This window comes from Listeria monocytogenes ATCC 19117 (genome assembly GCF_000307025.1).
In the GTDB taxonomy this organism is placed as follows: domain Bacteria; phylum Bacillota; class Bacilli; order Lactobacillales; family Listeriaceae; genus Listeria; species Listeria monocytogenes_B.
Genome location: NC_018584.1, coordinates 2,442,501 through 2,455,116, shown reverse-complemented (window position 1 = coordinate 2,455,116; position 12,616 = coordinate 2,442,501). Strand labels below are relative to the sequence as shown.

General features: G+C 39.1%; 11 protein-coding genes, 2 tRNA genes and 2 rRNA genes (1 of these 15 running past the window's edge). 11 read left to right on the top strand and 4 right to left on the bottom strand.

Translation table 11 applies throughout. The annotated features are described in order from the left end of the window. The first annotated feature begins 12 nt into the window (after positions 1-12). Complete coding sequence (locus tag LMOATCC19117_RS12120; RefSeq protein WP_003744542.1) at positions 13-1,236, top strand: ATP-grasp domain-containing protein; 1,224 nt, start codon at positions 13-15, stop codon at positions 1,234-1,236. A 109-nt stretch (positions 1,237-1,345) separates the two neighbouring features. After that, positions 1,346-1,741: a hypothetical protein gene (locus tag LMOATCC19117_RS12115; protein WP_003731684.1), complete on the top strand. Its 396-nt coding sequence runs from the start codon at positions 1,346-1,348 to the stop codon at positions 1,739-1,741. Between the two features lie 41 nt (positions 1,742-1,782). Here the strand turns inward: LMOATCC19117_RS12115 and LMOATCC19117_RS12110 are convergent, their stop codons facing one another. Continuing rightward, the gene (locus tag LMOATCC19117_RS12110) at positions 1,783-3,144 is read right to left on the bottom strand and encodes an aspartate kinase (protein WP_003734835.1); all 1,362 of its coding nucleotides are present in this window, start codon (positions 3,142-3,144) and stop codon (positions 1,783-1,785) included. Between the two features lie 244 nt (positions 3,145-3,388). On the opposite strand from LMOATCC19117_RS12110, the gene LMOATCC19117_RS12105 reads away from it, so the two are divergent. Continuing rightward, positions 3,389-3,703 carry a PTS sugar transporter subunit IIB gene (locus LMOATCC19117_RS12105; RefSeq protein WP_003741107.1) on the top strand — a complete coding sequence of 105 codons (315 nt, stop codon included), beginning with the start codon at positions 3,389-3,391 and terminating at the stop codon, positions 3,701-3,703. Positions 3,704-3,745: 42 nt separating this feature from the next. On the opposite strand, the gene LMOATCC19117_RS12100 is transcribed toward LMOATCC19117_RS12105, so the two are convergent. The 3 genes from LMOATCC19117_RS12100 to LMOATCC19117_RS12090 all read right to left on the bottom strand — a co-directional run bounded on the left by LMOATCC19117_RS12100 (position 3,746) and on the right by LMOATCC19117_RS12090 (position 6,834). After that, a complete protein-coding gene (locus LMOATCC19117_RS12100; protein ID WP_003728415.1) occupies positions 3,746-4,426 on the bottom strand; it encodes an ABC transporter ATP-binding protein in 681 nt (226 codons plus the stop codon). Continuing rightward, complete coding sequence (locus tag LMOATCC19117_RS12095) at positions 4,426-5,529, bottom strand: ABC transporter permease (protein WP_003728416.1); 1,104 nt, start codon at positions 5,527-5,529, stop codon at positions 4,426-4,428. Before LMOATCC19117_RS12095 ends, LMOATCC19117_RS12100 begins: the two co-directional genes overlap by 1 nt. Before the next feature lie 138 nt (positions 5,530-5,667). Next, positions 5,668-6,834, bottom strand: coding sequence for a MalY/PatB family protein (locus LMOATCC19117_RS12090; RefSeq protein ID WP_003734834.1), 1,167 nt, complete (start codon positions 6,832-6,834; stop codon positions 5,668-5,670). Positions 6,835-6,987: 153 nt separating this feature from the next. Between LMOATCC19117_RS12090 and yugI the strand changes: the two genes are divergently transcribed. The 8 genes from yugI to LMOATCC19117_RS12050 all read left to right on the top strand — a co-directional run. Continuing rightward, entirely contained in the window at positions 6,988-7,341 is a 354-nt protein-coding gene (gene yugI / locus LMOATCC19117_RS12085; protein ID WP_003722395.1) for a S1 domain-containing post-transcriptional regulator GSP13, read from the top strand. Positions 7,342-7,488: 147 nt separating this feature from the next. Beyond that, positions 7,489-7,896 (top strand): NUDIX hydrolase, encoded by a 408-nt coding sequence (locus LMOATCC19117_RS12080; RefSeq protein WP_003722394.1) that lies wholly within the window; start codon positions 7,489-7,491, stop codon positions 7,894-7,896. A 101-nt stretch (positions 7,897-7,997) separates the two neighbouring features. After that, on the top strand, positions 7,998-9,350 hold the full coding sequence (locus tag LMOATCC19117_RS12075; protein WP_003728418.1) for a glucose-6-phosphate isomerase: 1,353 nt from the start codon (positions 7,998-8,000) through the stop codon (positions 9,348-9,350). Positions 9,351-9,454: 104 nt separating this feature from the next. Continuing rightward, complete coding sequence (locus tag LMOATCC19117_RS12070) at positions 9,455-10,213, top strand: DeoR/GlpR family DNA-binding transcription regulator (protein WP_003722392.1); 759 nt, start codon at positions 9,455-9,457, stop codon at positions 10,211-10,213. A 350-nt stretch (positions 10,214-10,563) separates the two neighbouring features. After that, positions 10,564-12,111: ribosomal RNA gene (locus LMOATCC19117_RS12065) — 16S ribosomal RNA — on the top strand. Between the two features lie 129 nt (positions 12,112-12,240). Continuing rightward, positions 12,241-12,314: transfer RNA gene (locus LMOATCC19117_RS12060), tRNA-Ile, on the top strand. 46 nt (positions 12,315-12,360) lie between these two features. Then, positions 12,361-12,436, top strand: a tRNA-Ala gene (locus tag LMOATCC19117_RS12055). A gap of 172 nt (positions 12,437-12,608) precedes the next feature. Further along, positions 12,609-12,616: ribosomal RNA gene (locus LMOATCC19117_RS12050) — 23S ribosomal RNA — on the top strand (it continues 2,924 nt past the right edge of the window). Together the 16S and 23S rRNA genes with 2 tRNA genes alongside form the textbook arrangement of a ribosomal RNA operon.

The window sequence follows — 12,616 nt, the reverse complement described above, 5'->3', positions numbered from 1 at the left end:
TGTGAAGAATATATGAACATTATACTTATCGGGAAAAACAAAGCATTTATAGATGAATTTTGTACTATGCCAGAAATTAATTCGGTCATAATTATTGAATGTAAGAAAGTATATAATAACTTAGAAGAATATGAGATTGACTTAAATCATAAATTAATTTATTGTGATTATGTGAACAATGATAGATTTTTAGAAGAAATAATCCCATATATAGCTACTAGTAAGATAGATGGAGTTATTCCAGGATTTGAATACAGTGTTCCAGCTGCTAATGAGTTAGCGGAATATTTATGTTTACCATGTGTTGGAAAAAAGGGAGCAAGTATTTTTTCTAACAAAATTAAATTTAGAGAATTTAGTAAGAACACTAATCTAAACCATCCTAAATTTATTAAAATAAAATCAATAATAGACTTAAATACATTTTTTGATGGGAAGAAAATTATTTTAAAACCAAGCAATAGACAGGCTTCAATAGGGTTATATATCATTTCAAGTAAAGATGAACTAAAAGAAGCTTTTACAGATGCGTTAATTATGAAAAACGAAAAAACTGTAGATGAAGATAGACTGGAATGGGAATATATGGCTGAAGAATTTTTATCTGGTTATGAGATGAGTTCCGAATACTTGGTTAAAGATGGTAAAATAGTTTTTAAAAATATAACTTATAAAGAAGGAATTGATAATCAAGAGTGTATTGAAATAGCTCATCATATACCAGCGATCAAAAATGTTGAGGTAGAGAAGGAGATGTATAATCAAATTAACAAACTTATAGAGAAAGCAAATATAGGGACTACTGTTCTTCATGCTGAATGGAAAGTTGAAAAAAATATTCCTGTTTTAATTGAATGTGCTGCTCGAATGCCAGGCGATTATATATCGAATGGTATAAGTTCATCTTATAACTTTAATTTTAGAAGAGCGTATATTAATTTAATGATTGATGTTCCTTTTGAAATTAATAAAATTTTTCAGCGATACACAATTATTCAATTTTTTTATACAGAAAAAATTGGTATACTAGCAGAGGTTGAAAACTTGAATTTAATGCATGAGCATAAAGAATATATCCTGTCTTATAAAGTTACGAAAGAAATAGGCGCATTTGTAAAGCCCCCTGATTCGTCGTGGGATAGGTTGGGGTACTTTATTATAAAAAGTGAAAGATATAAAGATCTTTTGTTTAAGAGAGATTATTTGCTGAATAATATTAAATTTTCGATTGTTTAATCGACTTATCAATCAGAATAAAGTAAAAGAATGAATTTACAATTAATAATATTATAGATATTATCGTATAAAAAATTTAAACTACACACAAAAGAAGGTAATAACTACAGTGGAAAAATCCCATCCAATAAAAATCAACAACCAACTAATTTACGGCAGAGACAAAACATGGCTTGAAAGCTTACACCAAAACACCAACCAACTTATAATAACGGTTGAAATTGATTTTGAAGATGAAAGCACGCTCCAAAAAATGGTTTTTAACGGACTTATTTTCTATTCATCCACCGAACTCGACACCTACGAAAAAAGTAAATGGAGTTCTAGTTGGTTACAAAGCCAAAGCAATTTCGAAATAATCGAGCAGTCAAATTTAATAAACGAGCGAGTGAAAATAAGAAGTGACTACAACATCCAAGATTTCAAGCATTACCGGATTAGTACGTATGACTACATTATTGATGTAATAGCAAAAAACTATCAATTAAAGGAAGCTCATAAATAAAACAAGTTTCTCGTCAGTTAAGATGAGAAACTTGTTTTATTTTAAACGAATACTTCTGAAAAGAATTCATTATATAGTGAGCGAACCGCAGTATTTTCCTGCTCTTCCTTCACGCCAAACATTATGCTCACCTCAGAAGAACCTTGGTTAATCATTTCAATATTTACTTTCGCATCGGATAAAGCTTTTGAAGCACGAGACGTAATCCCGACATTATGGCGCATGGTCTCACCAACAACCATAATCAGCGAAATCCCGTGTTGCATAATCACTTGATCTGCGTTCAATTCTTCTTTCAAACGAGACATAATTGTCTGCTCGGTATCTTCGCCAAACTGATTTTCGCGAATAATAATCGTTAAATCATCAATCCCAGACGGCATATGTTCATAGTTCAACCCAGCATCTTCCAGAATTTGCAACACTTTCCGTCCGAAGCCGATTTCTCGGTTCATCAAATATTTACTAATATAAATGCTACAAAAGCCGTCATCACTAGCAATTCCAACGACTGGACCATTGTTATTTTCGCGTTCATGAACGACACGCGTACCACAAGAATCAGGATTGTTCGTATTTTTAATATGCACCGGAATACCTGCATGGAAAGCCGGAATTAAAGCTTCATCATGAAAAACAGAGAAGCCGGCATATGAAAGTTCACGCATTTCCCGGTAAGTTAGTTCAAGAACTTTCTTCGGATTTTTCACGATAGCGGGATTGACTGCGTAGACTGCATCCACATCCGTAAAGTTCTCGTATAACTCGGCTTGGGCGCCGTTTGCCACAATCGCTCCAGTAATATCAGAGCCACTTCTAGAAAACGTGCTAATTTCGCCGTCTTTCGTATAACCGAAAAATCCTGGGAAAACAATAATGCCTTCTCTTTCTCGAAGTGCAAACAAACGATCATAGGATTCTGGTAAAACTTGCGCGCTAGCATGTTCATCTGTCACAAGTAAACCGGCATCTTTTGGATTTATATAATTGGCGTTTAAGCCTTTAAATTTAAAGTAAGCGGCGATTAATTTTGCGTTATTATCTTCGCCACTAGCTTTCATTCGATCTAAAAATTTATCAGGATCGCTTTTGTCCGATGAGATAGTTGCTTGTAAATCTGCGCGAATTTGATTGATAATTTCGTCGCTCATCCCTGTATCTAGCGCTATCCCTGCATATCTTGCAATGACAGATTCAAACAATTCACTTGTATCTTCCCCGAGAAGTGCCTTTGCCGCGCAATCAATAAGTAGGTCAGTCACTTTTGTATCTTCCTTGAAACGTTTACCTGGTGCAGAAACAACAACGATTTTCCTATCAGGATCCTCCGCTACAAGTTGGAAAACCTTATTTAATTGGATCCCCGATGCTAAAGAGCTTCCGCCAAATTTAATTACTTTCATGCAACACACTCCTGATCTGAATTTTTTATCTCCCGAAAGTGTTGTTTTTGGATGATGCGAAATTTTCTGACCTTTCGGATAAAGTTATTGTCTATTATCGCTCTTTTTCCGTGAAATCGCAATGTTTTTTCGTGTTTTTAATTATTTTCTCTCGACTTCGGTAGTTTACTTGTTTAAAAAGCTAAAGGTAGTTATAATAAGAGTGTACAAAAAAAGCAGCCTTAATCTGAAAGGAAAGATTACGATGAAAAATATTGTTTTAGTATGTGCGGCAGGGATGTCAACAAGCCTTTTAGTAACAAAAATGCGTAAAGCAGCAGAAGAACGCGGAGAAACTTGTGAAATTGAAGCGTACTCCATTGCTGAAGTAAGTAACTTAATTGACGATGCAGATGTTGTACTTTTAGGACCACAAGTGCGTTACCAGAAAAAAACAGTTGATGAACTAGCTGCTGGGAAAATTCCAGTAGATGTAATCGACATGGCAGCTTACGGTACGATGAACGGTGAAAAAGTACTAGGTCAAGCATTAGACTTAATCAACGGTTTCCAAAAATAAACAATAAAAAAACCTGTGTGGCACTTAAGCCACGCAGGTTTTTTAGCTTTCTTGGGTAAGTATTCCGTCTTCCATACGATACACATGGTTGACTAAATCTAGCATACGCTCATCATGTGTTACCATGATTGCTGTTCGGCTTGTTTGCACAACTTCATTCCGTATAAGCTCGACAACTTCACGACTTCTTTCAGTATCAAGACTCGCAGTTGGTTCGTCGGCTAAAATAACGGAAGGTTGATTAATAAGCGCACGAGCAATAGCGACACGTTGCTTTTGACCGCCAGATAAATCTTTTGGATAGAAATTTGCGCGATCACTAATGCCAAGTTGGCTTAGAAGTGAAGCTGTATCTTTTTCAAGCTCCGCCGCACTTTTCCCAGCCATTTTTCCAATAAAGCTGATTTGATCTTTTACGTGTAAATAAGGAACTAAGTGAGCTGCTTGGAAAATAAAGCCAATTTCTTCTAAACGAAGAGCAGTTTGTTCTTTGGAAGATAAATTCCCGACTGATTTTCCGTTAATAGAAATCGTTCCACCAGTCGGTGTTAATAGCGCTCCAGCCAGAGAAAGGAGCGTACTTTTACCAGAACCACTCGGACCAACAATCGCGATTAGTTCACCTTTTTTAGCTTCAAAGTTTGTTTCCTTCAGTGCATGAATAATTGAAGGACCGGACGGGTAGTCTTTATACACTTTATCAAAAGATAGTAGAGTTTCCATTATTCATCACCTCCTCGAATGGCATCTAACGCATCTACTTTAGCAATTCGTCTAAGTGATAGAAGGGCGCCGAACAGAGCAACTAAAAAGAATAAACCACTATAAAGCGCAATCGTCATCGGACTTAATCTAAACGGCATCGCTGCTGGCATAATACTTGGAAGCAGGAGCGTTACACCGACACTAATTAAAATACTAATAATCGAAATAATCACCACTTGAGTAATAATGCTCTTAACTAAGTAACTTGTTTTCGTACCCAGTGCTTTCAAAATACCAAATTGTGTTGTTTTTTGAAGCGTCATGACATAGAAGAATGCAGTTAAAATAAATCCGCCAATAATGATTAAGAAGAAAATCATCATGTTAAGCGTCATTTGTTCCGCGGAATAACCTGGAATTTGATTTAAGAAACCTTTATGATCAATCGTTGTTAAATCTTTATCTGAAAGGGTTACGCCTTTATCAGGATTTTCTGTTTTAATCGCAATAGTACTTGTTTGCGGGATTTTTTGGTGATATAAAACAGGATTGATTTCTTGCCAAGTCGCGATATTAATATAAACAACGGGAGCATGGCTATACTTTTGATTTTCTGTAAAGCCGACAACCGTTAATTCTCTATTTAAAATATCATCCATCAAAACATCGCCAATTTTGATTCCGTCTGATTTCAAAGAAGAATCGACGACAATTTCGTCAGGTTTTGTCACTTGTATGTTAGCTCCATCAGAAATTTTAGGAGCGAGAAAGCTATCTGGTTGAATACCGAAAAGTGCGACGCTAAACTTTTTATCGTCACTTTCCCGTTTTAACGTTTGCATAGATTGACCGAGAACCGCAGCATCTTTTACATTCGCATCTTTTTTCACATCAGCGAGTTTGGATTCTGGGAACTGAGATCGAGATAATTTGTCTTGGGCGTCTTTGCTGAGAACATAATATGGAACCCCGTTATCTGCTACAGATGAAGCATTATCGTAAGCCAGCCCGTTTGCCAACCCTGATAAAATAAGTGATAGTAACATAATTAAGACCATGATGCCTGTTACTAAAATATAGCGCAACTTAGAATAAACTAATTCACGAAGCCCTAAAAACATCGATTATACCAACTCCTTTAAATTTATGTAAACGGAAAATGAACACTATTTCACTTTCCAAAGAATAGTATACCAAAGCTATATTCAATTTCCTAAAGAAAGAAACTAAGTGTTTGCTACTTAGTTTCTCAAAATAAGCTATTTTTTTAAGCCTTGAATCAGAAGTTTCACAGCTTTTTCTAAAGTTTCTTTTGGACAGGCGATGTTAAAACGGACAAAGCCTTTCCCGGAATGTCCAAATCCAGAACCCATTTGAACACCAACACCAGCTTCGATTAAATCAGCATAAATCGTTTTTTCGTCTTTTGGAAGAGCGCGACAATCAAGCCACATCAAGTAGGTTGCTTCTAAGTCGGTCACACCAACTTCGGGTACTTCTTTTTCGAGTGCTGCTTTGACATATTCATAGTTGCTATAAATATATTCTTTCAACTCTTTTAGCCAAGGCACGCCGTGGCGATACGCTGCTTCTGTACCAACAATCCCAAAGACATTGAGCCCATTAGTTGTGGCGTACTTTTGCTCCGCAGCGAATTTGGCCTGATAATCTTTATTCGTAATAATATAGTAGGAAGCTTTAATCGCCGCCAAGTTAAATGTTTTCGTAGCCGCCATTAAAGTAATAATTTGATCTTGATAAAACGGTGCTGCGACCATCATTGGCACATGTTTATGATTTTTCATCACTAAGTCAGCATGAATTTCATCCGAAACAATCGGAATTTGGTATTTCTCACATAGTTTCGCTAATTCCACAAGTTCTTCCTTGGTAAAACAACGACCACCAGGATTTTGCGGATTACATAGAAGGAATAATTTTACCTTTTCTTCTTTCATCCGTTTTTCCAAATCATTAAAATCCATTCGATATTGACGGTTCTCATATATAAGTGGCGACATAACCACTTTTCTCTCAGTGGCTTTCGTTACATTGAAAAATGGTGGGTAAATCGGCGAAACCATTAGAACTGCATCGCCTTCATTTGTGAGAGAGCGAATCGCTAACGAAATTGTCGGAACAACCGCTCCATTAAAAAATAACGCGCTCGGATCGATTTCAAACTGATGCTGCTCTTTGTTCCAATCGATAATAGCTTCGACAAGTGCCGCTGACTTGGTCGAATAACCAAAAATCCCATGATCGATTTGACGCTGAAATGCATCAAGGACAGGCTGCGGCGCACGGAAATCCATATCCGCTACCCACATCGGAATAATATTTTTTCTGCCAAATAATTCTTCTGCCCCATCCCACTTCTCTGAATTAGTTCCAATACGCGGAATGACTTCATCAAATTGACTCAAATATGTCACGCTCCTTCTCTTTCATTCGCCTCAATTATAGCATAAATTCCACCCTAAAAGCTCACCGGAGAAGGATTTAGAATAATTGTTAAAGTTTCGCCTAAGTGTTATAATTTATAAAATATTGTAAGGTTGAAAGTAGGTGGAATGAGGATGAGTACATTCAAAGTAGGAGATGTAGTTTCTGGGAAAGTCGCAGGAATTCAAAGCTACGGAGCATTTGTAGCGCTAGATAATTCGACACAAGGCTTAGTTCATATTTCAGAAATTACGCATGGTTTTGTCAAAGATATCCATGATTTTTTAGAAGTTGGCCAAGAAGTCAAAGTCAAAATTCTGGATATTGACGAAGAAAAAAATAAAATCAGTCTTTCTATTAGAGCGACAGAGGAAGCACCAAAAGAACAACCAACTAAAAAGAAACAAGTTTCATCTAGCGAAAACGACGAAGGTTTTAACACTTTACGCGATAAACTAGAAGAATGGATTAAAAAAGCAGACAAATAAAAGTCCCAATCAGCTTGGTAATATACCCATTTTGGGATAAATTGCTAAGCTGGTAAATTTAATTGACTAAAATTTTAGAAAAAGGGAATAGTTAGTAGTAATTTTCTATTTATTCAATATTATAAAATAGTCAAAAGGGGGATTTACGTGAAAAGATCTATTCATGTGCAGGCATTTGTATATAACGAAAAGAAAGACGAGATACTAGTGGTGAGAGATCGCAATTTGACATGGGCATTTCCAGGGGGACATGTGGAAACAAACCAAACAATGGAAGAAGCACTTGCAAGCAAAGTGAAAGAGCAGACAAATATCGATATAGAAATAGAGTCTATCCTACACTGCAAAGAGCGCCGTGCTACATGGGAGCATGTTTGTACATTCGTTTTTCGAGCAAAACCTGTTGGTAATGCACTTCTTGCTTCCAATGATGACAATGTGTTTCGAGTGAAGTGGATACCTATCCCGCTCGCAGATGATTTATTAGCTGTAGACCAATTATCATTAAATGAACTAGTAAGAAGCGAAGGCGTCTTGTATGAAAACTATACCTAAATTTCAAAAAGGCTCAAATTTCACAAGGTCAAGCCTTGCTAAAAAGCACTGATTGATATAAAGTTAATAAAGAAACTTTTTTAAAATTTGGAGGGAAAACAATGACACATATTAAATTTGATTATTCCAAAGCGCTCCGTTTTTTTGAAGAACGCGAACTTGATTATCTTGAACCAGCAGTAAAAGCAGCTCATGATTCATTACATAATGGTACAGGTGCTGGTAATGATGCACTTGGTTGGATTAACTTACCAACAGATTACGACAAAGAAGAATTTGCTCGTATCAAAAAAGCAACAGAAAAAATCCACAGCGACTCCGACGTATTAATCGTTATCGGTATCGGTGGTTCTTATCTTGGGGCACGTGCTGCAATCGAAACTTTAAATCATTCCTTCTATAATGTACTTGAAAAAGGTGCTCGTAAAACACCTCAAGTATTCTTTGCAGGAAATAGCATTAGTTCCTCTTACTTACATGACTTAATTGAAGTAGTTGGCGACCGTGACTTCTCTGTTAACGTTATTTCTAAATCCGGAACAACAACAGAGCCAGCAATCGCTTTCCGTGTTTTCAAAGAACTTTTAATCAAAAAATATGGCGAAGAAGGCGCGAAAAAACGCATTTACGCTACAACTGATAAAGCAAAAGGCGCTCTAAAAACATTAGCTGACAATGAAGGCTACGAAACATTTGTTGTTCCAGATGACGTTGGCGGACGTTTCTCTGTTTTAACTGCAGTAGGTTTACTTCCAATCGCAGTTAGTGGTGTTGATATCGATGCTCTTATGAATGGAGCAGCAGCAGCAAGCAAAGATTTCGACAAACCTGAACTAAAAAATAACATTGCATACCAATACGCAGCAGCTCGTAACGTTCTTTACCGTAAAGGCAAAGTAACAGAACTTCTAATCAGCTATGAACCAGGCTTACAATACTTTAACGAGTGGTGGAAACAATTATTCGGCGAAAGTGAAGGTAAAGACAAAAAAGGTATTTACCCATCCAGCGCAAACTTCTCCACTGACTTGCACTCTATCGGTCAATATATCCAAGACGGCCGTCGTAACCTTTTTGAAACAGTTATCAAAGTGGATAAACCACGCCACAACTTAACTATCAATAAAGAAGAGGTAGATCTAGATGGCTTAAATTATCTTGCTGGCGAAACAGTTGATTTCGTTAACACAAAAGCATTCGAAGGAACACTTCTAGCACATACAGACGGCGAAGTTCCAAACTTTGTTGTAGAAGTTCCAGAACTAGATGCATACACTTTCGGTTACCTAGTATACTTCTTTGAAAAAGCAGTAGCTATCAGCGGCTACCTAAATGGCGTAAATCCATTTGACCAACCAGGCGTAGAAGCATACAAAGCCAACATGTTCGCATTACTTGGCAAACCAGGCTTCGAAGACAAAAAAGCAGAATTAGAAAAACGCTTAAACGATTAATTTTCATTTCCAAACCTTGGGGCCAATCGCTCCAAGGTTTTTTGTTTGTTTGCGATTTTCTTCCATTGGAGTTACCATATAGTTAAACAAAAGGAGGGGAAGAAGTGCTATCTATCGAACGAAAACGCGCCATCGTCCAATATGTCAAAAGCCGAAAAATAGCAACAGTTAGCGAATTAGCTAAACATTTTGAAGTCCACGAAGCAACCATTCGCCGCGATTTAACCTCTTTAGAAAAAGACAAAAAGCTAAAAAGAACCCACGGCGGAGTTATGATAGAAGAAAAAGTAGTTTCCGAACCAAATTGGAAAAAACGAAGCGAAGTGCGCTACGAAGAAAAACAACGCATCGCCACATTAGCAGCGACAATGGTCAAAGACGGCGATACAATCATTCTTGACGCTGGAACAACAACCGGACACATCGCAACCGCATTAAAAGACCGATCCAAACTAACCGTCATAACAAACGATATCAACGTAGCTTCCATTATGCGCTTTTCCCCGTCTAAAGTAATTGTGACAGGTGGCGTCATCTACCCAGAAACTTTCATCCTTAACGGTATGATTACGAGCGGAACCTTGCAGAGCATTCACGTACATAAAGCATTTGTAACCACACCGGCACTCGATATCGACAAAGGCTTAATGCACTACGACGAATACCTAATCCCAGCTAAGCAACAAATGCTCCACTCAGCCGATGAAGTCATCTTAGTAACAGACCACACCAAGTTTGGCCGCATTTCACTTTACAAATACGCAGCCCTAGACGAAATCTCTTCTATTATCACTGGAAAAGAAATAGACCCAGTATTAAAAGAACAATTTGAAGAAAAAGGAATGCAAATTTATACAACATAATGTTTTAAAAACTCCATTTAATCACCAATTTATGCACCAAATTCATCTTTTTTCATCTTTATTTAAAAAACTTTGTAAAAAGTATTGACGAAAGGCAAAAATCTTGGTATATTTATAAACGTTGCTGATGCGGACAAAACGCTTTCGCAACAAAAGAAATTGACCTTTGAAAACTGAACAAAGAAGAAGACGAAAAGCAATGAGACGTAAAGTCTCACTGGTAATCGCAGGGCAGAAAACAGAAAGCTGTTTTCAACAAAACAAACTAGTAATTTAATTGCTAGCGAAGTCAATTTGACGCAAGGAATCTTATTCACGGTGTTGAATAAGTATTCAAATTCAATTTATATTTTAAAGAGAGTTTGATCCTGGCTCAGGACGAACGCTGGCGGCGTGCCTAATACATGCAAGTCGAACGAACGGAGGAAGAGCTTGCTCTTCCAAAGTTAGTGGCGGACGGGTGAGTAACACGTGGGCAACCTGCCTGTAAGTTGGGGATAACTCCGGGAAACCGGGGCTAATACCGAATGATAAAGTGTGGCGCATGCCACGCTTTTGAAAGATGGTTTCGGCTATCGCTTACAGATGGGCCCGCGGTGCATTAGCTAGTTGGTAGGGTAATGGCCTACCAAGGCAACGATGCATAGCCGACCTGAGAGGGTGATCGGCCACACTGGGACTGAGACACGGCCCAGACTCCTACGGGAGGCAGCAGTAGGGAATCTTCCGCAATGGACGAAAGTCTGACGGAGCAACGCCGCGTGTATGAAGAAGGTTTTCGGATCGTAAGTACTGTTGTTAGAGAAGAACAGGATAAGAGTAACTGCTTGTCCCTTGACGGTATCTAACCAGAAAGCCACGGCTAACTACGTGCCAGCAGCCGCGGTAATACGTAGGTGGCAAGCGTTGTCCGGATTTATTGGGCGTAAAGCGCGCGCAGGCGGTCTTTTAAGTCTGATGTGAAAGCCCCCGGCTTAACCGGGGAGGGTCATTGGAAACTGGAAGACTGGAGTGCAGAAGAGGAGAGTGGAATTCCACGTGTAGCGGTGAAATGCGTAGATATGTGGAGGAACACCAGTGGCGAAGGCGACTCTCTGGTCTGTAACTGACGCTGAGGCGCGAAAGCGTGGGGAGCAAACAGGATTAGATACCCTGGTAGTCCACGCCGTAAACGATGAGTGCTAAGTGTTAGGGGGTTTCCGCCCCTTAGTGCTGCAGCTAACGCATTAAGCACTCCGCCTGGGGAGTACGACCGCAAGGTTGAAACTCAAAGGAATTGACGGGGGCCCGCACAAGCGGTGGAGCATGTGGTTTAATTCGAAGCAACGCGAAGAACCTTACCAGGTCTTGACATCCTTTGACCACTCTGGAGACAGAGCTTTCCCTTCGGGGACAAAGTGACAGGTGGTGCATGGTTGTCGTCAGCTCGTGTCGTGAGATGTTGGGTTAAGTCCCGCAACGAGCGCAACCCTTGATTTTAGTTGCCAGCATTTAGTTGGGCACTCTAAAGTGACTGCCGGTGCAAGCCGGAGGAAGGTGGGGATGACGTCAAATCATCATGCCCCTTATGACCTGGGCTACACACGTGCTACAATGGATAGTACAAAGGGTCGCGAAGCCGCGAGGTGGAGCTAATCCCATAAAACTATTCTCAGTTCGGATTGTAGGCTGCAACTCGCCTACATGAAGCCGGAATCGCTAGTAATCGTGGATCAGCATGCCACGGTGAATACGTTCCCGGGCCTTGTACACACCGCCCGTCACACCACGAGAGTTTGTAACACCCGAAGTCGGTAGGGTAACCTTTATGGAGCCAGCCGCCGAAGGTGGGACAGATAATTGGGGTGAAGTCGTAACAAGGTAGCCGTATCGGAAGGTGCGGCTGGATCACCTCCTTTCTAAGGAAAAGGAAACCTGTGAGTTTTCGTTCTTCTCTATTTGTTCAGTTTTGAGAGGTTACTCTCTTTTATGTCAGATAAAGTATGCAAGGCACTATGCTTGAAGCATCGCGCCACTACATTTTTGACGGGCCTATAGCTCAGCTGGTTAGAGCGCACGCCTGATAAGCGTGAGGTCGATGGTTCGAGTCCATTTAGGCCCACTTTTTCTTTCTGACATAAGAAATACAAATAATCATACCCTTTTACGGGGCCTTAGCTCAGCTGGGAGAGCGCCTGCTTTGCACGCAGGAGGTCAGCGGTTCGATCCCGCTAGGCTCCACCAAAATTGTTCTTTGAAAACTAGATAAGAAAGTTAGTAAAGTTAGCATAGATAATTTATTATTTATGACACAAGTAACCGAGAATCATCTGAAAGTGAATCTTTCATCTGATTGGAAGTATCATCGCTGATACGGAAAATCAGAAAAACAACCTTTACTTCGTAGAAGTAAATTGGTTAAGT

Bases quoted from the DNA above. Each gene is read 5' to 3' on its own strand.
- LMOATCC19117_RS12120 (WP_003744542.1), top strand. From the start codon at position 13: ATGAACATTATACTTATCGGGAAAAACAAAGCATTTATAGATGAATTT.
- LMOATCC19117_RS12110 (WP_003734835.1), bottom strand. From the start codon at position 3,144: ATGAAAGTAATTAAATTTGGCGGAAGCTCTTTAGCATCGGGGATCCAA.
- LMOATCC19117_RS12105 (WP_003741107.1), top strand. From the start codon at position 3,389: ATGAAAAATATTGTTTTAGTATGTGCGGCAGGGATGTCAACAAGCCTT.
- LMOATCC19117_RS12100 (WP_003728415.1), bottom strand. From the start codon at position 4,426: ATGGAAACTCTACTATCTTTTGATAAAGTGTATAAAGACTACCCGTCC.
- LMOATCC19117_RS12095 (WP_003728416.1), bottom strand. From the start codon at position 5,529: ATGTTTTTAGGGCTTCGTGAATTAGTTTATTCTAAGTTGCGCTATATT.
- yugI (WP_003722395.1), top strand. From the start codon at position 6,988: ATGAGTACATTCAAAGTAGGAGATGTAGTTTCTGGGAAAGTCGCAGGA.
- LMOATCC19117_RS12075 (WP_003728418.1), top strand. From the start codon at position 7,998: ATGACACATATTAAATTTGATTATTCCAAAGCGCTCCGTTTTTTTGAA.